The sequence below is a fragment of the Arsenicicoccus sp. UBA2120 genome (assembly GCF_002330965.1).
Lineage (GTDB): Bacteria > Actinomycetota > Actinomycetes > Actinomycetales > Dermatophilaceae > Arsenicicoccus > Arsenicicoccus bolidensis.
Genome location: NZ_DCYC01000100.1, coordinates 28,822 through 45,880, shown reverse-complemented (window position 1 = coordinate 45,880; position 17,059 = coordinate 28,822). Strand labels below are relative to the sequence as shown.

The window sequence follows — 17,059 nt, the reverse complement described above, 5'->3', positions numbered from 1 at the left end:
GTCATCCCCGCAGCACGGGCTACGGGCCGACCGAACAGGAACCGGCATGAACGTCACCTCGACCGCACTCTTCCGGACCTCCGCCGTGTCGGCGGTGGTGGCGGGCCTCCTCTACGCGGGCGTCCAGATCGGGCACCCGCACGCCGACGCCACGACCGTCCTCACGACGGAGTGGGCCGTCCGCAACGCCATCAAGGTGCTGATGGCGGCCACGGCCCTGGTCGGCATCACCGGGATGTACCTGCGCCAGCGACTGGAGATCGGCCTGCTGGGGCTCGTGGGGTACGTCGTGCTGGCCATCGGCTACCTGACCATCATGTGCGTCACCTTCGCGAGCGCCGTCGTCCTCCCCGAGGTGGCCGCGGCGTCCCCGGCCTATGTCGACGACGTCGTTCGCGCAGCCACAGGCGGCCGGGCCGCGGGCGACATCGGCGCGATGCAGGCCGTCCTGGCGGTGTCCGGAGCCACCTTCCTCGCAGGTGGGTTGATCTTCGGTGCCGCGATGTTCCGGGCCCGTGTCCTGGCCCGCTGGGCCTCGGCGCTGCTCGCGCTGGCCAGCGTCCTGACCGCCTCGCTGGCACTCCTGCCCGACTCGTTCTATCGGCTGCTGGCCTATCCGGACTCCCTCGCCCTGGTCGGCCTCGGCCTGTCCCTCTGGGCGTCCGCCCGAACAGCGGGCACCAGGCAGACCGGCGCCTCTCGGCCCGCGGCTCCGGCGGGACGTCCTGCCCCTGCCCGCGCGTCATGAGCTCGGACGACAGGGCCGGCGCTCACGGCATACCGGCCCGGCCTGTCGAGGTGCAGCTGAGGATCGACGGCCACCTGGACGCCCACTGGTCCTCGTGGTTCGACGGTCTGGACATCGTCCGCGAGCCGGACGGCACCACCACGCTGAGTGGCCTGGCAGCTGACCAGGCCGCGCTCCACGGCCTCCTCGCCAAGGCCCGTGACATCGGTGCCGAGCTCATCTCCCTCGACACCCGCGCACCGACAGGGCGATGAGCCCGCACCCACCTCGGCGCACCCCGTCCGGGATCCGCCCACCCACCCACCGCACCGGAGGAAACCATGTCCCAACCCGCACCCGCGACGCTCTTTCGCGTGTCCGCCCTGGCCGGCGGCGCCAGCGCCTTCATCCTGCTCGTGAACGCAGCCAAGCGGGCAGGGGTCGTCCCGACCTCGGCCCTCACCCAGCTGGTGGCACCCCTGGCGGAGGTCCTGGCCCTCGCCCTGGTCGCCGGGCTGTACCTCGCGTTCGGCCGGCGCAGGGGCACCTTCGGACTCGTCGCCTACCTCGTCAACTCGGCTGCCCTCGCAGGGCTGGTCGGCGTCGAGCTCGTCATCAACCTGGTCTTCAGCGAGCTCCCGCGTGGCGCCGTCGCGTCGCTGCGCGCGGGCCCGCTCGGCCTTGCCCTCGTGGTGGTGTCCGTCGCGTTCCTCCTCGGCACGATGGCCTTCGTCGCTTCGTTGCTGCTGTCCCGTGAGGTGCCGGCGGTCCCGTTGGTCCTGTATGCCGTCGGAGCGGTCCCGGTCGCGCTGCGGGCCTCGGTGCCGGAGATCGCCCTGGACCTGGGGCTGCTGACCATGGCCGTGGGGATCGCTGCGCTGTCCGACTGGATGTACTCCAGGTCGGCCGTCCTCCGCACCTGGGACGCACAGCCGGCCACGATCGGCCCGGCCCAGGCCACCGCCTGACGGTGTGGTCAGCCGAGGCGCCCGTCCCCACCCCTGGGGCCGGGCGTCCTCGGCCCTCCGGTCGAGGTGCCGCCCGCCCGGGCTCGTGACAGGGTGTCACCATGGCCGTGTTCGAGGAGCTGGACCTGCCGATGCCGGACGGGGTGTGCGACGCCTATGTCGCCCGCCCCGCCGAGGACGGACCCCACCCGCCGGTGCTCCTGATCATGGACGCCATCGGGCTGCGGCCGCGGATCCGGGAGATGGCCGAGCGCCTGGCGGACGACGGCTACGTCGTGCTGGCGCCCAACGTCTACTACCGGGCCGGGCGCCAGCCGCTGATCGACCCCTCGTTCCTGTCCGCCGAGCGGGGGGAGGAGCGGCATACGATCATCTCCCGTCTGCTCGCCAGCCTGACCCGAGAGCACTGGGAGGCCGAAGGCCCCGCCTATCTCGAGCACGTCCAGGGTCTCGACGACGTCGCTGACGACGACGTGCGGGTCGTGGGTTACTGCATGGGCGGGGGGCTCGCGCTGCGGCTGGCGGCACAGTGCCCCGACGACGTGTCGGCGGTCTGTGGGTTCCACGCCGGACGGCTGGTGACCGACGGCCCCGAGAGCCCGCACCACGTGCTGCCCGACGTCGAGGCCCGCATCTACTTCGGCTTCGCCGACCAGGACCCCAGCATGACCAGGTCGCAGATCGAGCGCCTGCGGCTGGCCGCCGAGGAGGCGGACTGCGACTACGAGGGCGAGATCTATCCGGGCGCCGCTCACGGGTTCACGATGAGTGACCTCCCGGCCTACGACGAGCGCGCCACCGCGCGGCACTGGGAGGCGCTGCTCCAGGTCTTCGACGAGGCCTGACCCGTCATCCGACGGTTCGTTCGAGCGCTGCCTCGACCAGCCTCCTTGCCGCCCGCAGGGCCCGCACACGGTCGGTGTCCGAGATGAACGCCGATCCGTAGTGCGCTCCAGGCTTGAGCCGGACGAGCTTGCTCAGCTCGTTTCCCAGGGCGCGGTCGACGCGCCCGAGGACCCGCGCGGCCTCGGCGTGGTCATCGCCGGAGTACCGCGATCCGGTCGCAGCGATGCAGATGGCATCAGAGGCAGCGATGCCAGACAGGACCGCGATCCCGATCACGACGTTGTTGGCGCCCGGCCCCTCCTCGGTGGCTGCGAGCTCTGCGACGTCGAGGTAGCGCGCGGCAATGATGCGACGGGCCTTCGCCTGACCTCGGTCGCCGGGGCTGGACCGCGTCGGTGTCATGCCGGGCTTCTCTCTGTGGCCAGTCGCGCGATCAGGGGCCCGAGGGATTCTCCCGCCAGCGTGATGGAGTCCTCGCGCCAGGACCTGATCAGCGGTTCGTCGGCCTCCACGGCTCGGCGCAGGTCCTCCTGCGTGGTGTCGAGCCAGGACAACGTGTTGCCCGTCCACTGCCAGACGAGGCGCTCCAGCTCGGCCAGCTGATCGCTCCACGCCTCGGCTTGTGCCTCGTCGAGGTGCGGAGGGCGGACGACCAGGACGTCGATGTCCGAGTCCGAGCCGGCCTCTCCTCGCGACAAGGAGCCGTAGAGAGACGCGTGGAGGCAGGGCACCCGCCACCCCTCGATCTGCTTGGTGAGCCTCGAACGCACCTCGGAGGCCGCCTTGGACGCCGCGAGCACGACAGGGGCGAGAAGGTGCTCACGGTTGAGGCGGTAGAGGTGGGCGCGACCGGCCGGCTCCACGATGACGAGTCCCTGGTGGGCAAGACGTCCGAGGGCCTGCGTCATCGCCGTGTGGCTACCTCGTCGTGCGAGCTCGGCGATGCCTCGGCCGGTGAGGGCGCTCTCGGTCCCGGCGAGGACGGTCAGGGCCTCGCCCTCGAGCGAGGGCGTGATGGCGCTCAGGGGATGTGACAGGTCCATGGAACCATGATGGCAGGTCAACGCTCCATGTGGAAGGCTTGGACGCCATACGGGCCTCTGGCGCCTTGCCCCCGCGACGGGTGCCGTGGGAAGTCGGGTCGTTCAGGGACGAAAGACCTTGCCGGGATTCATGATTCCGTGCGGGTCGAGCGCCGCCTTGATCGCTCGGTGCAGGTCCACGACCGGTTCGCCGAGCTCGGCGTGCAGCCCGTCCCGCTTGAGGGTGCCCACGCCGTGCTCGCCGGAGATGGTGCCGCCGAGCTCGAGGCAGGCCGCGATGATCTCCTCGGAGGCCCGGTGCGCTCGCTCGAGCTGCTCGGCGTCTCCCGGGGTGGTGACGAGCAGCGGGTGCAGGTTGCCGTCGCCCGCGTGGGCGGCGTTGGCGATCGTGGTGCCGTGGCGCACGCCGATCTGCTGGATGCGCTCGAGCATCGGGACCACCTGGTCCTTGGGCACGCAGACGTCCTCGGTGAGGATCGTGCCGAGGCGCTCGGCGGCGGGATAGGCGAGGCGGCGCGCGGCGAACAGCAGCTCGCCCTCCTCCTCGTCCTCCGCCACCGCGGCGTCGACCGCCCCCGCGGCGCGGAACACCTCGGCCATGGTCTCGGCCTCGGCGTCGCCCCGCTCGCCGGGGGTGTCGACGCGGCCGAGCAGCATCGTGTCGGCCTCGGTGGTCAGGCCCATGTGCTTCCAGTCGTCGACGGCCCGCAGCAGGGTCCGGTCCATCAGCTCGAGCAGCGAGGGCGTGAGCCCGGCCTCCGCCACGGCGGTGACGGCCCGCCCCGCCGACAAGAGGTCGGGGAAGAAGCCCGCGACGGTGCGCTCCGGCTCGCGGGCCGGTCGCAGCCGCACGGTGACCTCGGTGATGATGCCGAGCGTCCCCTCCGAGCCCGTCATCAGTCCGACGAGGTCGTAGCCCACGACCCCCTTGGCGGTGCGCCGACCGACCCGCACGATCTCGCCGGTCCCCGTGACGACCTCCAGCGCCAGGACGTAGTCCCTGGTCACGCCGTACTTCACGCAGCACATGCCGCCGGCGTTGGTCGCGACGTTGCCGCCGATGGTCGACCAGGGCGCGCTGCCTGGGTCCGGGGGATACCAGAGCCCCTGCTCGGCGGCGGCAGCGCGCAGCCGGTCGTTGACCACGCCGGGCTGGACGACGGCGAGCCGGTCCAGGGTGTTGATCTCGAGGACCTGGTCCAGGCGCTCGAGGCTGAGCACGATCCACCCGGCCTCGGCGTTCGCGGCGCCGGACAGGCCGGTCCCCGCTCCTCGGGCGACGACCGGGGTGCCGTGCTCGAGGCACGCCTGCACCGTGGCCTGCACCTCGCTCGTCGACCGGGCTCGCACGACGGCGGCCGGCGATCCCCAGGCTCCCCACTCGGCCTGGTCACGGGCATAGGCGATCATCGCGTCGGGGTCGGTCATGACCCGGTCGGCGGGGAGGCGCGCGAGGAGGGAATCAACGATCGAGGTCACGGTCCGACCCTAGGGGAACCACCCGACAGGTGCGGCACAGGGTGCCATCGGTCAGGGCACCACCGCGGTGTAGGCGTTGAGCGCCAGCTGCCCGCCGAGGTGGGCGTAGAGGACGGTGCTGCTCGCCGGGATCTCCCTGCTGGAGACGAGGTCGATCAGGCCGGCCATCGACTTGCCCTCGTAGACGGGGTCGATGATGACGCCCTCCAGCCGGCCGGTGAGGCGGATGGCCTCGATCGTCGACTCGACGGGGATGCCGTACTTGTCGCCGGCCCACCCCGCCAGCACGGTGATCTCGTCGTCGCGCAGGTCGCGCCCCAGGCCGAGGAGCCCTGCCGTATGCCGGGCGATGCGCCCCACCTGGTCGCGGGTCTTGTCGAGGGTGGCCGACGCGTCGATGCCGATGACCCGGCGCGGCCGTCCGCCCGCGGCCTCGAGCTCGGCGAAGCCCGCGATCATCCCGGCGTGGGTCGAGCCGGTGACCGTGCACACGACGATGGTGTCGAAGAAGACGTCGAGCTCCGCCTCCTGCTGAGCGACCTCGTGCGCCCAGCCGGCGAAGCCCAGTCCGCCGAGGGGGTGCTCGGACGCCCCGGCCGGGATGGGGTAGGGCTTGCCGCCCCGCTCCTCGACCTCCCGCAGCGCGTCCTCCCAGCTGCTGCGGATGCCGATGTCGAAGCCGTGCGGGTCGAGGCGCACGTCGGCGCCCATGATCCGTGAGAGCTGGATGTTGCCGACGCGGTCGTTGAGGGGGTCTGGCCAGTCGACCCAGGTCTCCTGCACGAGGAGGGCCTGCAGCCCGAGGTGGGCGGCGACGGCTGCGACCTGGCGGGTGTGGTTGCTCTGGTAGCCGCCGATCGAGACCAGGGTGTCGGCGCCGGAGGCGAGCACGTCGGGGACGATGTACTCCAGCTTGCGAGTCTTGTTGCCGCCGAAGGCGAGTCCGGAGCTGACGTCCTCTCGCTTGGCCCACACCTGGGCGCCACCCAGGTGGGCGCTGAGGCGCTCGAGGGGGTGGATCGGGCTGGGTCCGAAGGTCAGCGGATAGCGGTCGAAGTCGGCGATGCCCATGGGGAGCTCCTTTGCTCGGCGGTGAAATTTAATATATTGCCAGCCTCCAGGCCCGGCAAGGGGGCCTATATTCGCTCCATGCCGATCCCCGAGTCACCGGGCCTGCCGCAGCGCTCGCTGCTCCGCGACCACGCCTACGAGGCCATCCGGGACGCCATCGTCGCCGGGACGCTCGCTCCGGGGGAGCGGCTGCGCGATCCCGAGCTGGAGGGATGGCTCGGCGTCAGCCGCACCCCGATCCGAGAGGCGCTGCTGCGCCTCGAGCGGGCCCGCCTGGTGGTGGCGACGCCCGGCCGGGCCACGATCGTCGCACCGGTCGACCAGGAGTCGACGCGGGACGCCCAGCAGGTCGCGGCGGCCATGCACGAGCTCGCGGCGCGGGTCGCCGCGCCTCGCCTGGCGGCCTCGGACCTGGAGCAGCTCGAGGAGGTCAACGCGGCGTTCGCGGAGGCGCTCCACGCCCTCGACGCCGAGCGAGCCATCGAGGCGGACGACGCCTTCCACGGGGTCTTCGTCGCCCGCAGCGGCAACGTCGTCGTGCCCGAGGTGCTCGAGCGGGTGGTCCCGGTCCTGCGGCGGGTGGAGCGGATGCGGTTCACGACCTACGCCGGCCGCGGCAGCGCCGACCAGCACGCCGCCATCATCGCGGCCGCCCGCGCGGGCGACGCAGAGCGAGCCGCGACCCTGAGCCGCGACAACTGGCTCTCCCTGCGCTTCACCTTCTCGGGCTGATGAGGGCCGTATGACGAAGGAGCGGCCCCCCGTCATACGGGGAACCGCTCCTCGCTCTGTCCGTGAGACCCGAGACGGGTCAGTCCTCCCACTCGACGAGGACCTGACCACCCTGGACGGCATCGCCGACGGCGACGTCGACCGCGGCGATCCGGCCGTCCTTGGGCGCCGTGACCTCGGTCTCCATCTTCATGGCCTCGAGGACGAGCAGGGTCTCGCCCTCCTTGACCTCCTGGCCCGCCTCGACGAGCACCTTGACGACGGTGCCCGCGATGTTGGCGGTGAGGGCGTTGGACGCGCTGGCCGGGGCCTTCGCGCTGGTGGGGGCCACGCCGTGGGCGGACATGCTGCCCACGAGGACGGCACCCAGGCTCGGCCGGGGCTCCTCCTCCACCTCGACGTCGACGTCGTAGACCGATCCGTTGACGGTCACCTTCAGCTTCATGTCAGTCCTTCGGTTGCGTCGGCGGTCAGCGCACGCCGTGCTGGATCGTGTGCGAGTGGTGGATGTCCGAGCGGCCCTGGGACGCCCACGCCGAGCCGCGACGCAGGTGGACCTGCTTGACGGTGGCGCGCTTGCCCAGGTAGGCCGCGACGGCGGCGGAGATCGCGAGCAGCACCTCGGGGCTGACCTCGTCGTCCCGGGCGGAGACCTTGGCCTCCAGGGCCTCGAGACGGGCGGTGAGATCGGCGACCAGGGCCTGCAGCTCGGCGACGGTGGGTTCGCTCATGATGTGTCCTTCCGTGGCAGCCGGTCGATCAGAGCGGGATCAGGCCGTGCTTCTTGGCCGGACGCATGTCGCGCTTGCCGGCGAGCATCTCCAGCGAGCGCGCGATGTGACGACGCGTGTCCGCCGGCTCGATGATGTCGTCGACGAGACCACGCGAGGCGGAGACGTACGGCGTGGAGAAGGCGTCGCGGTAGAGCTGGACCAGCTCCGCCCGCTTGGCCGCCGGGTCGTCCGCCTCGGCGATCTCCTTGCGGAAGACGACGCCCGCGGCACCCTCGGCGCCCATGACGGCGATCTCGGCCGTCGGCCACGCGAACACCCGGTCCGCGCCGAGGTCCTTGGAGCACATGGCGAGGTAGGCGCCGCCGTACGCCTTGCGCAGGACCACGGTGATCTTGGGGACCGTCGCGGAGGAGTAGGCGAAGAGCATCTTGGCGCCGTGGCGGATGATGCCGCCGTACTCCTGCTGCACGCCCGGCAGGAAGCCCGGGACGTCCACCAGGGTGACCAGGGGGATGTTGAAGGCGTTGCAGAAGCGCACGAACCGCGCGCCCTTGTCGGAGGAGTCGATGTCGAGGACGCCGCTCATCACGCTGGGCTGGTTGGCGATGATGCCGACCGTGCGTCCCGTGACGCGGGCGAAGCCCACGACGATGTTGGGCGCGAAGCCCGCGTGCACCTCGAGGAAGTCGGCGCCGTCGACGATCGAGCCGATGACGTCGCGGACGTCATACCCCTTCTTGGGATCCTCGGGGATGACCGTGGTGAGTGACTCGTCGGGCTCGACGTCCTCGAACCCGTCGACCAGCGGCGGCTCCTCGGTGTTGTTGCTCGGCAGGAAGCTCAGGAGCTTCTGCGCGATCAGCACCGCCTGCTCGTCGTCCTCGGCCATGAAGTGGGTGACGCCGGAGCGAGCCATGTGCGCCGCCGGGCCGCCCAGCTCCTCGGCCGTGACCTGCTCGCCGGTGACCTGCTTGATCACGTCGGGGCCGGTGATGAACATCCGGGAGCTCTTGGTCTGGATGATGAAGTCGGTGAGGGCGGGGGAGTATGCCGCTCCACCGGCGCACGGCCCCGCGATGATCGAGACCTGCGGGACCACGCCCGACAGCGCGACGTTCTGGAAGAACACCTTGCCGTAGCCGGACAGCGAGTCGATGCCCTCCTGGACGCGGGCGCCGCCCGAGTCGTTGATGAAGACGAACGGGGTGCCGTTCTCCAGGGCTGCGTGCAGCGTCTTGGCGACCTTGGTGGAGTGCATCTCGCCGGCGGAGCCGCCCGCCACCGAGAAGTCCTGGCTCGCGACGTGGACCGGGCGGCCGAAGACCGTGCCGGTGCCGGTCACGACGCCGTCCGCCGGCATGACGGCCTTGTCCATCCCGAACAACGTGGTCCGGTGCTGGGCGAACAGGCCCATCTCCTCGAAGGAGCCGGGGTCGACCAGGTCGGCGACCCGCTCGCGCGCGGTCTTCTTGCCGGCCTCGTGCTGCTTGGCGTGACGCTTCTCGCCGCCGCCGGCCTCGACCGCGGCGCGGCGCTCGCGGAGCTCCGTGAGGCGGTCGGCCATCGTCTTGGGTGACTGGGGTGCCTTGCTCATGGTGAGGTTCCCTCTCCTGCCGTCAGGCCGGCTTCACGGCGACGGAGTGCTTCTTGCCGTCGATGGTGATCTCGTAGGTGATCGGGCCACGGACCGGGCCGGTCTTGCCGTCGCCCTTGGCGGCCGCGGCCTTCTCGGCCTCGAGCTCGGCGGGGTCCTTGCCGACGTTCTTGGGGCCCTCGGCGCGGCTGGTGAAGAAGCCGGGCGCGACCTTGGGGAACATCGCGTAGGTCAGGACGTCCTCGTCGCTGCCGTCGAAGCCCTCGAGCGCGGCGGCGTCGGTGCGGAGCTGGTCCCACTCGTCCTCGATCAGGTCGGCGGGCCGCACGTCGATCGGCTCCTTGCCGGTCTGCTGCTTGGCCTTGTCGACGACCTCCTGGTCGAGCTCGCCCATGACCGAGCCGTAGTAGCCGAGCATCAGGTCGGCGAACTCGGCGGTCAGGACCTTGTAGCGGCCCATGAGGACGTTGAAGACGGCCTGCGTGCCCACGATCTGGCTGGACGGGGTGACGAGGGGCGGGTAGCCGGCGTCCTTTCGCACGCGCGGCACCTCCTCGAGCACCTCCTTGAGCTTGTCGCCGGCGCCCTGCTGCTTGAGCTGGGACTCCATGTTGGAGATCATGCCGCCGGGGATCTGGCTGTCGAAGATGTCCGTCTCGACGTTGAACGAAGACATGAACTGCGTGTAGCGGGGCCGGATCCCGGCGAAGTGGTTCTTGATGCGACCGAGCCGCACCTTGTCCAGGTCGGCGATGTAGCCCGTGCCCTCGAGCATCTCCTGCAGGGACTCCGTGGGGTTGTGCCCCGGGCCGAGGGACAGCGAGGAGATGGCGGTGTCGACGACGTCGGCGCCCCCCTCGACGGCCTTCATCAGCGAGACGAGCGTGACGCCCGTGGTCGCGTGGCAGTGCACGTTGACCTGCATGTCCGGCATCTCGGCCTTGATCGCCCGGACCAGGTCGTAGGCCGGCTGCGGCTTGAGCAGCGCCGCCATGTCCTTGATGGCGATGGAGTCCACGCCGACGTCGCGCAGCTCGCGCGCCTGCCGGAGGTAGACGTCCACGTCGTGCAGCGGGCTGGTGGTGTAGCAGATGGTGCCCTGCGCGTGCTTGCCGGCCTTCTTGACCGCGGCGATCGCGCGCTCGACGTTGCGGGTGTCGTTGAGGGCGTCGAACGTGCGGAACACGTCCATGCCGTTCTCGGCGGCCTTCTCGACGAAGTGGTCCACCACGTCGTCGCCGTAGTGGCGGTAACCGAGGAGGTTCTGCCCCCGCAGGAGCATCTGGAGGCGGGAGTTCGGCAGCAGTCGGCGGAAGGTCCGCAGCCGCTCCCACGGGTCCTCGTTGAGGAAGCGGATGCACGCGTCGAACGTCGCCCCGCCCCAGCACTCAACGCTCCAGTACCCCGCGTTGTCGATGTCCTCGCAGGCACCGACCATGTCCTCCAGGGCCATGCGGGTCGCCATCAGACTCTGGTGCGCGTCCCGCAGGGCCAGCTCCGTCACGCCGATCTGTCGCTGCTGTGTATCCACGCCTGCAATCCTGCCCCACGGGCCGCGGCGCGGCATCAGCGGGGTGGGTCTTAGCGGGGATCCTCAGGTGGTGTCGGCGGCGGTCATGACGCGGTCCCGGCCTGCGGCCTTGGCGGCATACATCGCCCGGTCCGCCCGGCGCAGCAGGTCGCGGGGCGTCTCCCCGCCGGAGGTGCTCGCGACGCCCGCGCTCACCGTGAGGTTGAGGGGGACCCCGACGATCTGCAGCCAGTCCAGCGCCGCGATCCGTGCTCGCAGCCGCTCGGCCAGCACGGTGGCCGCGTCGAGGTCGGTGCCCGGCTGCAGCACCGCCAGCTCCTCCCCGCCGTAGCGGGCCGCCACGTCCGACACCCGCACCTCGGTCTGCAGCATGCGGCCGAGGGCGTGCAGCACCTGGTCGCCGACCACGTGGCCGTGCGTGTCGTTGACGCGTTTGAAGTGGTCGAGGTCGAGCAGGATCAGGCTGACCGGGTGGTCCGCGTCGGCGGCGCGCACGTCGACGAGAAGGCGGTCGTTGAGCAGCCGACGGTTGTGCAGTCCCGTGAGGTCGTCGCGGATCGAGATCTCCTGCACCATGCGGTGCTCGGACTTGAGCTCGCTGAACTCCGCCTCCAGCCGCTGCTGGCGCTCGCGGGCGCGGGCCGCCTCCCGCTCGACCATCTGCACCCGGTGCAGCACGACCAGGGCCGATGCCCGGCGGCGGGCCATGGCGTCCTCGTGGGCGTCCTTGAGCTCCAGGTGGGACCGCAGCGTCCAGTAGGCCGACTCGTGGTCGCCCCGTCCGGCGTAGGCCTCGGACAGGATGTCGGTGAGCGCCAGCGTCTGCCGATCGGTGAGCGCGGACCCCGTGAGCAGCGGCTCGAGCAGCAGCACGGCCTCGTCCGGCCGCCCCAGCGCGGTCCACGCCCGGGCGACCTCGATGGTCACGTCGATCCGCACGGGCTGGCGGGCGGACTCGATCCGGTGCTGGGCGTCGGCCAGGAGCGCCTCGGCCTGCAGCGGGTGCCCGAGGTGGGCCGATCCGTAGGCCTGGAGCGCCACGGCGTGGGCCACCACGTCGTTGGTGTGGGCGCGGGCTGCGTGGTGCTGCGCGCGCCGCGCCTCGACGGTGGCCTCCAGCAGACGCTGCTGGTCGACGAGGGCGTGCGCGATGTCGAGGTGGGCATAGGCCTGGCCCTCCGCGTCGTCGATGCCCTCGAAGATCGCCAGGGCCCGTCGGAAGTCCCGCACCTGGTCGACCACGTCGACCCGGTCGAGGGCGGCGTTGAGCAGGCACTGCGCGACGAGCTGCACATCGTTGGCCTGCCGGGCGATGCTGACCGCCTGGTTGAAGAAGCCCGCGGCATGGGCGGGCTCGCCGATCTCCGCGCTGACGTTGCCGAGCACGAGCTGGAGCCGGCCGAGCCAGACGTCCTCGAGCGAGGTGAGCGTCACGAGTCCCTCGTTGGCGAGGGTGAGGGCCTGCTCGTAGTCCTGGACCGCGAACCGGCAGGCCGCCTGCACCACGCGGGCGCGTGCCTCGAGCAGGTGGTCGTCCGTGGCGACCGCGTGACGGGCGGCCCGGTCGGCCAGGGCGGACGCGGTCTCCTGGTCCCGGTGACGGGCGTGCCAGGCCCGCTCGACCATGGCGCTGTGGTCGATGGCCGGTCCGCCGCCGGGCACGGGCAGAGCGTTCCGGGGCAGGCAGGGCTCGGTGGGCACCGGCCTCACCTCCGTCTCCGACCCCCGGCCGGCTACTTCCTCGTACTTCCTCGGCGCAGGCATCATGACAAAGCGTGGCCGCCCCCGCCAGGGTCCGACGCGCGCCGAGGCTGGAATCCGGCCGGTGCTACCTTGAGGATCCCGTCCGGACCCTCGCCGAGGAGCGCCCGTCATGACCGTGCCCGAGCCCGTCGTCCTCGTCGCCTGCGACAAGTTCAAGGGCTCGCTGGTCGCGACCGAGGTGGCCGAGCGGATCACCGTCGGGGTTCGTGGCGTCCTGCCCGGCGCCACCGTGCGCACGCTGCTGGTCGCGGACGGCGGTGACGGCACCATCGAGGCGGCCCTCGTCGCCGGCTACGAGGGGCGGACCACCACGACGTCGGGTCCGACGGGCCGACCGCTCCAGGCCCGGTATGCCGTGCTGGGGGCCACCGCCGTCGTCGAGCTCGCCGAGACCTGCGGGATCGTGCACCTGCCCGGGGGCCGGCTCGAGCCCCTCACCTCCACCAGCCGCGGGGTCGGCGAGGCGGTGCGTGCGGCGCTGGACGAGGGGTGCGCCGAGATCGTCCTCGGGATCGGGGGCTCGGCCAGCACCGACGGCGGCACAGGCATGCTGTCCGCCCTCGGCGTCCGCTTCCTCGACGCCTCGGGCCACGAGATCCCCGACGGCGCAGGGGGGCTCGCGTCCCTCGCCAGCGTCGACCTGTCGGGTCTGCACCCTGGCCTGGCCGACGCCCGCGTCGTCGTGGCGTGCGACGTCAACAACCCGCTGCTGGGCGACCGGGGCACCGCCGCCGTGTTCGGCCCGCAGAAGGGGGTCACCGCCCAGCTCCGTCCCCAGGTCGACGCCGGGCTCGAGCGCCTCGCGGACCTGCTCGCCGAGGCGATAGGCCGCGACTCGCGCGACGAGCCGGGTGCAGGCGCGGCCGGTGGCGTCGGGTATGCCGCCCTGCAGGTCCTCGACGCCGAGATGCGGCCAGGCGTCGAGCTGGTCCTCGACCTCGTCGGCTTCGCCGAGCAGGCCGACGGCGCAGACCTGGTCATCACCGGGGAGGGCTCCCTGGACGAGCAGTCGCTCATGGGCAAGACACCCGTCGGTGTCGCCGAGGCGGCAGCGCGCGTGGGTGTGCCCGTCGTGGCGGTGTGCGGGCGCTCCCTGCTCGCCGACGGCCAGGCGGAGGCGTCGGGCATCCGCCGCGTCTACGCCCTGACGGACCTCGAGCCGGATCCCGCGCGGTGCATGAGCGAGGCGGGGCCGCTGCTCGAGGCGCTGGCCGGCACCGTGGCGCGCGACCTCGCCGACGGCGGTCTCTGACGCGCTCGCCGCCCCTGCATCGTTGGCGGCTGCCGTCCGCTGGCGCCGTTGGCGAGGGTGTCTCGGGTTGCAGGGTGAGACGGGTGCGGTGGGGTGAGACGGCGGCGCGACGCCCCCCGACCCCGCGTCGCGGCGGGGGCCAGGGGGCGTCATACGAGCCGGGGTCAGGCCTGGGTGACCGGGGTGACCGGAGGCCTGCCGGCCAGGACGTCGAGGACGTTCTGCGCCGCGAGCTCGGCCATGGCCGTGCGCGTCTCGACCGTCGCCGAGCCCAGGTGGGGGAGCAGCACGACGTCGTCGCGGTCGATCAGATCCTCGTGCACGGTCGGCTCGGCCTCGAAGACGTCGAGCCCCGCACCCGCGATCTCGCCGGCCTCGAGCGCCGCGACGAGGGCGGCCTCGTCGACGATGGGTCCGCGGGCGGAGTTGATCAGGTAGGCGGACTTCTTCATCCGCTTCAGGGCGTCGGCGTCGACGAGGTGGTGCGTCGAGTCCATCAGCGGGCAGTGCAGCGAGACGACGTCCGAGGTCGCGAAGAGCTCGTCCAGCTCGACCTTGCGCGCACCCAGCTCCCCGGCCACGTCCGCGGCCAGCTCGTAGGCGTCGGAGTAGACGACGTCCATGCCGAAGGCCTTGGCGCGACGGGCCATGGCGATGCCGATCTGCCCCATGCCGACGATGCCGAGGGTCTTGCCCTGCAGGCCCATCCCGAGCAGGTAGAACATGCCCCACTGCCACGGCGTGCGGGAGCGGATGACCCGCTCCCCCTCGCCGAACCGCCGCGTGACCATCAGCATCAGGCCGAAGGCCGTGTCCGCCGTGGTCTCGGTCAGGACCTTCGGGGTGTTGGTGGCGATCACGCCGCGGCGCTCGCAGGCCGGGACGTCGATGTTGTTGTAGCCCACAGCGACGTTGGCGACGACCTTGAGCTGGTCGCCGCACGCGTCCAGGAACTCGTCGTCGACCTTCTCGGTCAGCAGGGTGACGACGGCGTCGGCGCCGCGGACGGCCTCGAGGCAGGCCTCACGCGTGATGCAGTCGTCGGCGTCGTGGTAGAAGACGTCGTGCTCGGCCCGGAGGGCGTCGACGGCCGACTGCGGGATCTTGTTGGTGATGACGACCTTCATCGCGTTGTCCCCGCTCACTTGCTCTCGATCCAATCCTTGAGCTTGCCGAGGCCCTCGCGGATGCGGTCCTCGCTGATGCCGGAGTAGGCGAACCGGATGTAGTCGCGGTCCTCGCCCGGCTGACGGCGTCCGAAGTGGTTGCGCGTGCAGAAGGACACGCCCGTGGCGTGCAGCGCCTGCGTCGCGAAGTCGTCGACGTCCGCGGCGCCCACCTGCCGGACCGCCTCGGTGACGTCCGGGAACAGGTAGAACGTCGACTCCGGGGTCGCCACGTCCACGCCCGGGATCTGGTTGATGACCTCGCACGCGGCGTCGCGACGGCCGCGCAGGACGTCGAGCATGTCCTGGACCGGCTGCTGGTCGACGGTGAGGCCGGCGATCCCCGCGTGCTGGATGAAGTGGGTCGTGCACGACTCGTTGTTGGTGTTCATGGTCGAGAACACCTGGGCCACCTCGACGGGAGCGATCCCCGCGCCGAGCCGCCACCCCGTCATCGCGAACTTCTTGGAGAAGGTGTAGAGGATGACGGTGCGGTCCGCCATCCCGTCGATCGACGAGATCGAGTGCGACTCACCGGAGTAGCGCGTCTCGAAGTAGGCCTCGTCCGACAGCACCCACAGGTCGTGCTCCTGCGCGATCGCGGCGATGGCCTCGCGCTCCTCCTGGGTCGACTCGGCGGAGATGGGGTTCTGCAGGTCGTTGTAGATGATCGCCCTCGTCCGGGGCGTGATCAGCGACCGCACCTGCTCCAGGTCGATCGCGAAGCCGCGCTCGGTCGGGAGGTAGCGATAGGCCTTGGCCACGCCGCCGAGGTACTCGATCTGCGACTCGTAGATCGGGAACCCCGGGTTGGGGTAGAGGACCTCGTCGCCCTCGTCCATCACGGCCTGTAGGAACTTGGTGATCACCGGCTTGCCGCCGGGCTGGATCGCGACGTTGTCGGCCGTGTATGCCGTGCCGCGGAGCCGGTTGATGTCGGCGGCCATGGCCTCGCGCAGGGCCGGGATGCCGGGGCCGGGGCAGTAGCCGGTCTTGCCGTCCGCGATCGCCCGGTTCATGGCCTCGGTGATGTGCGCCGGGGTGGCCAGGTCGATGTCGCCGAGGTGGAAGGGGTAGATGTCGTTGCCCTTGGCCCCCCAGGCCGCCGCCGCGGCCGAGACGGCGAAGGCCGTCTCGGTGCCGAGGCGAGAAAGTCGTCGTGCCAGCGCCATTGCTGAATCTCCCTACGAGTGGTGTGTCGTCGGTGACGTGGGTCGACCCCGGGTGCGGGGCCGTCCTCCCACGCACTGTAGCGACCCGGGGGCCGGACCCCGCATCCCGGCTGCCACGAGACCGGTCAGGGCAGCCGGCGCACCGTCAGGATCTGCTCCGCCCGACCGACGGGTCCGTGCTCGTCGTAGAGGTCGGTCGAGGTCAGCCCGAGACCCGTCTCGCCGAAGGTGACCTCGGTGTCGAGGCCCAGCCAGCCGTGCGCCGGCGTGCGGAACAGGTGCACCGTGAGGTCGACGTTGGGGAACATCCACTCCCCGGGGTGCTGCCGCACCGCCACGCCGTTGGCGGTGTCGACCAGGCCCAGCAACCGCGCCACGTCCGAGGTCTCCTCGCCGCTGACGAGGTCCAGGTCGGTGCTGATCCACACCCGCCCCCGGCCGGGCTCGCCCCCGTCGACGGACCGGAAGTGCAGCGACCCGATGAAGCCGCCGCCCCAGACGCCCTCATAGCTGCGGGCCGCGACCTCGTCGTGGTGCGGCATCCCGGCGTGGAAGCCCCCCGCGACCTCGGCGGTGTCCTGCCGGACCAGCCGCCAGGCGGTGGCCCGCACCACGGCCTTGCTCCCGGCATACAGGGTCGCCTCGACGAGCTCGATGGTCCGCCCCGGACGCACCGTCTCGCACCGGACCTCGACCTCGGAGGCGGGGATCACGCCGAGGATGTCGTAGGTGATGCGCGCCAGCTGCATGTCCTCGCGCGGAGCGTGCCGTTCGACGGCGTGCGCGAGCAGGCCGGCCACGGGTCCCATGTGCTGCTCCCAGGGGTTCCAGGCGCCCTGGGCGTGCAGCGTGGGCTGGTACCTCCCGTCGCCGAGGGCGAGGTAGTAGGCGGGGGTGGTGGAGTCGAGAAGTGAAGGGTCCGGGCGGGTGGGTCCCGCACTGTCCGGGTGGGCGGGTGGCGCGGGCGTCATACGGCCACG

At 71.6% G+C, this 17,059-nt stretch carries 18 protein-coding genes; 6 read left to right on the top strand and 12 right to left on the bottom strand.

Annotated features, from left to right (window positions below):
- The first annotated feature begins 46 nt into the window (after window positions 1-46).
- The 4 genes from B2P18_RS17275 (at window position 47) to B2P18_RS17260 (ending at window position 2,540) form a co-directional block, all read left to right on the top strand.
- Window positions 47-748, top strand: coding sequence for a hypothetical protein (locus tag B2P18_RS17275; protein ID WP_286961709.1), 702 nt, complete (start codon window positions 47-49; stop codon window positions 746-748).
- The gene (locus B2P18_RS17270; protein WP_286959131.1) at window positions 745-1,002 is read left to right on the top strand and encodes a hypothetical protein; all 258 of its coding nucleotides are present in this window, start codon (window positions 745-747) and stop codon (window positions 1,000-1,002) included. Before B2P18_RS17275 ends, B2P18_RS17270 begins: the two co-directional genes overlap by 4 nt.
- Before the next feature lie 66 nt (window positions 1,003-1,068).
- Complete coding sequence (locus tag B2P18_RS17265; RefSeq protein ID WP_286961708.1) at window positions 1,069-1,695, top strand: hypothetical protein; 627 nt, start codon at window positions 1,069-1,071, stop codon at window positions 1,693-1,695.
- 101 nt (window positions 1,696-1,796) lie between these two features.
- Window positions 1,797-2,540 carry a dienelactone hydrolase family protein gene (locus B2P18_RS17260; RefSeq protein ID WP_286959128.1) on the top strand — a complete coding sequence of 248 codons (744 nt, stop codon included), beginning with the start codon at window positions 1,797-1,799 and terminating at the stop codon, window positions 2,538-2,540.
- Window positions 2,541-2,544: 4 nt separating this feature from the next.
- Here the strand turns inward: B2P18_RS17260 and B2P18_RS17255 are convergent, their stop codons facing one another.
- The 4 genes from B2P18_RS17255 to B2P18_RS17240 form a co-directional block, all read right to left on the bottom strand.
- On the bottom strand, window positions 2,545-2,943 hold the full coding sequence (locus B2P18_RS17255) for a hypothetical protein (RefSeq protein WP_029211529.1): 399 nt from the start codon (window positions 2,941-2,943) through the stop codon (window positions 2,545-2,547).
- On the bottom strand, window positions 2,940-3,584 hold the full coding sequence (locus tag B2P18_RS17250) for a nucleotidyltransferase domain-containing protein (protein ID WP_029211528.1): 645 nt from the start codon (window positions 3,582-3,584) through the stop codon (window positions 2,940-2,942). The genes B2P18_RS17255 and B2P18_RS17250 overlap by 4 nt, the downstream gene beginning before the upstream one ends.
- A gap of 102 nt (window positions 3,585-3,686) precedes the next feature.
- Window positions 3,687-5,063: an FAD-binding oxidoreductase gene (locus B2P18_RS17245; protein ID WP_286959127.1), complete on the bottom strand. Its 1,377-nt coding sequence runs from the start codon at window positions 5,061-5,063 to the stop codon at window positions 3,687-3,689.
- A 51-nt stretch (window positions 5,064-5,114) separates the two neighbouring features.
- Window positions 5,115-6,134 carry a 1-aminocyclopropane-1-carboxylate deaminase gene (locus B2P18_RS17240; RefSeq protein WP_286961707.1) on the bottom strand — a complete coding sequence of 340 codons (1,020 nt, stop codon included), beginning with the start codon at window positions 6,132-6,134 and terminating at the stop codon, window positions 5,115-5,117.
- 78 nt (window positions 6,135-6,212) lie between these two features.
- Between B2P18_RS17240 and B2P18_RS17235 the strand changes: the two genes are divergently transcribed.
- The gene (locus B2P18_RS17235; RefSeq protein WP_286959125.1) at window positions 6,213-6,866 is read left to right on the top strand and encodes a GntR family transcriptional regulator; all 654 of its coding nucleotides are present in this window, start codon (window positions 6,213-6,215) and stop codon (window positions 6,864-6,866) included.
- 79 nt (window positions 6,867-6,945) lie between these two features.
- Here the strand turns inward: B2P18_RS17235 and B2P18_RS17230 are convergent, their stop codons facing one another.
- From B2P18_RS17230 to B2P18_RS17210, 5 genes are all read right to left on the bottom strand, one after another.
- Complete coding sequence (locus tag B2P18_RS17230) at window positions 6,946-7,311, bottom strand: biotin/lipoyl-containing protein (protein ID WP_154593819.1); 366 nt, start codon at window positions 7,309-7,311, stop codon at window positions 6,946-6,948.
- Between the two features lie 25 nt (window positions 7,312-7,336).
- Window positions 7,337-7,597: a hypothetical protein gene (locus B2P18_RS17225; protein WP_286959123.1), complete on the bottom strand. Its 261-nt coding sequence runs from the start codon at window positions 7,595-7,597 to the stop codon at window positions 7,337-7,339.
- Window positions 7,598-7,625: 28 nt separating this feature from the next.
- A complete protein-coding gene (locus tag B2P18_RS17220; protein ID WP_286959122.1) occupies window positions 7,626-9,194 on the bottom strand; it encodes an acyl-CoA carboxylase subunit beta in 1,569 nt (522 codons plus the stop codon).
- A 22-nt stretch (window positions 9,195-9,216) separates the two neighbouring features.
- Window positions 9,217-10,725 carry a methylmalonyl-CoA carboxytransferase subunit 5S gene (locus tag B2P18_RS17215; RefSeq protein ID WP_286959121.1) on the bottom strand — a complete coding sequence of 503 codons (1,509 nt, stop codon included), beginning with the start codon at window positions 10,723-10,725 and terminating at the stop codon, window positions 9,217-9,219.
- 63 nt (window positions 10,726-10,788) lie between these two features.
- On the bottom strand, window positions 10,789-12,426 hold the full coding sequence (locus B2P18_RS17210; protein ID WP_029211521.1) for a GGDEF domain-containing protein: 1,638 nt from the start codon (window positions 12,424-12,426) through the stop codon (window positions 10,789-10,791).
- A gap of 172 nt (window positions 12,427-12,598) precedes the next feature.
- Between B2P18_RS17210 and B2P18_RS17205 the strand changes: the two genes are divergently transcribed.
- Complete coding sequence (locus tag B2P18_RS17205; RefSeq protein ID WP_286961705.1) at window positions 12,599-13,741, top strand: glycerate kinase; 1,143 nt, start codon at window positions 12,599-12,601, stop codon at window positions 13,739-13,741.
- A 164-nt stretch (window positions 13,742-13,905) separates the two neighbouring features.
- Here B2P18_RS17205 and B2P18_RS17200 read toward each other — a convergent pair whose 3' ends face one another.
- The 3 genes from B2P18_RS17200 to B2P18_RS17190 form a co-directional block, all read right to left on the bottom strand.
- Window positions 13,906-14,868, bottom strand: coding sequence for a 2-hydroxyacid dehydrogenase (locus B2P18_RS17200; protein ID WP_286961720.1), 963 nt, complete (start codon window positions 14,866-14,868; stop codon window positions 13,906-13,908).
- 14 nt (window positions 14,869-14,882) lie between these two features.
- Window positions 14,883-16,079: a pyridoxal phosphate-dependent aminotransferase gene (locus B2P18_RS17195; protein ID WP_286961704.1), complete on the bottom strand. Its 1,197-nt coding sequence runs from the start codon at window positions 16,077-16,079 to the stop codon at window positions 14,883-14,885.
- 125 nt (window positions 16,080-16,204) lie between these two features.
- On the bottom strand, window positions 16,205-17,050 hold the full coding sequence (locus tag B2P18_RS17190) for a thioesterase family protein (RefSeq protein WP_286961703.1): 846 nt from the start codon (window positions 17,048-17,050) through the stop codon (window positions 16,205-16,207).
- Window positions 17,051-17,059 lie beyond the last annotated feature (9 nt).

Bases quoted from the DNA above. Each gene is read 5' to 3' on its own strand.
- B2P18_RS17275 (WP_286961709.1), top strand. From the start codon at position 47: ATGAACGTCACCTCGACCGCACTCTTCCGGACCTCCGCCGTGTCGGCG.
- B2P18_RS17270 (WP_286959131.1), top strand. From the start codon at position 745: ATGAGCTCGGACGACAGGGCCGGCGCTCACGGCATACCGGCCCGGCCT.
- B2P18_RS17265 (WP_286961708.1), top strand. From the start codon at position 1,069: ATGTCCCAACCCGCACCCGCGACGCTCTTTCGCGTGTCCGCCCTGGCC.
- B2P18_RS17260 (WP_286959128.1), top strand. From the start codon at position 1,797: ATGGCCGTGTTCGAGGAGCTGGACCTGCCGATGCCGGACGGGGTGTGC.
- B2P18_RS17255 (WP_029211529.1), bottom strand. From the start codon at position 2,943: ATGACACCGACGCGGTCCAGCCCCGGCGACCGAGGTCAGGCGAAGGCC.
- B2P18_RS17250 (WP_029211528.1), bottom strand. From the start codon at position 3,584: ATGGACCTGTCACATCCCCTGAGCGCCATCACGCCCTCGCTCGAGGGC.
- B2P18_RS17240 (WP_286961707.1), bottom strand. From the start codon at position 6,134: ATGGGCATCGCCGACTTCGACCGCTATCCGCTGACCTTCGGACCCAGC.
- B2P18_RS17235 (WP_286959125.1), top strand. From the start codon at position 6,213: ATGCCGATCCCCGAGTCACCGGGCCTGCCGCAGCGCTCGCTGCTCCGC.
- B2P18_RS17230 (WP_154593819.1), bottom strand. From the start codon at position 7,311: ATGAAGCTGAAGGTGACCGTCAACGGATCGGTCTACGACGTCGACGTC.
- B2P18_RS17225 (WP_286959123.1), bottom strand. From the start codon at position 7,597: ATGAGCGAACCCACCGTCGCCGAGCTGCAGGCCCTGGTCGCCGATCTC.
- B2P18_RS17220 (WP_286959122.1), bottom strand. From the start codon at position 9,194: ATGAGCAAGGCACCCCAGTCACCCAAGACGATGGCCGACCGCCTCACG.
- B2P18_RS17205 (WP_286961705.1), top strand. From the start codon at position 12,599: ATGACCGTGCCCGAGCCCGTCGTCCTCGTCGCCTGCGACAAGTTCAAG.
- B2P18_RS17200 (WP_286961720.1), bottom strand. From the start codon at position 14,868: ATGAAGGTCGTCATCACCAACAAGATCCCGCAGTCGGCCGTCGACGCC.
- B2P18_RS17195 (WP_286961704.1), bottom strand. From the start codon at position 16,079: ATGGCGCTGGCACGACGACTTTCTCGCCTCGGCACCGAGACGGCCTTC.
- B2P18_RS17190 (WP_286961703.1), bottom strand. From the start codon at position 17,050: ATGACGCCCGCGCCACCCGCCCACCCGGACAGTGCGGGACCCACCCGC.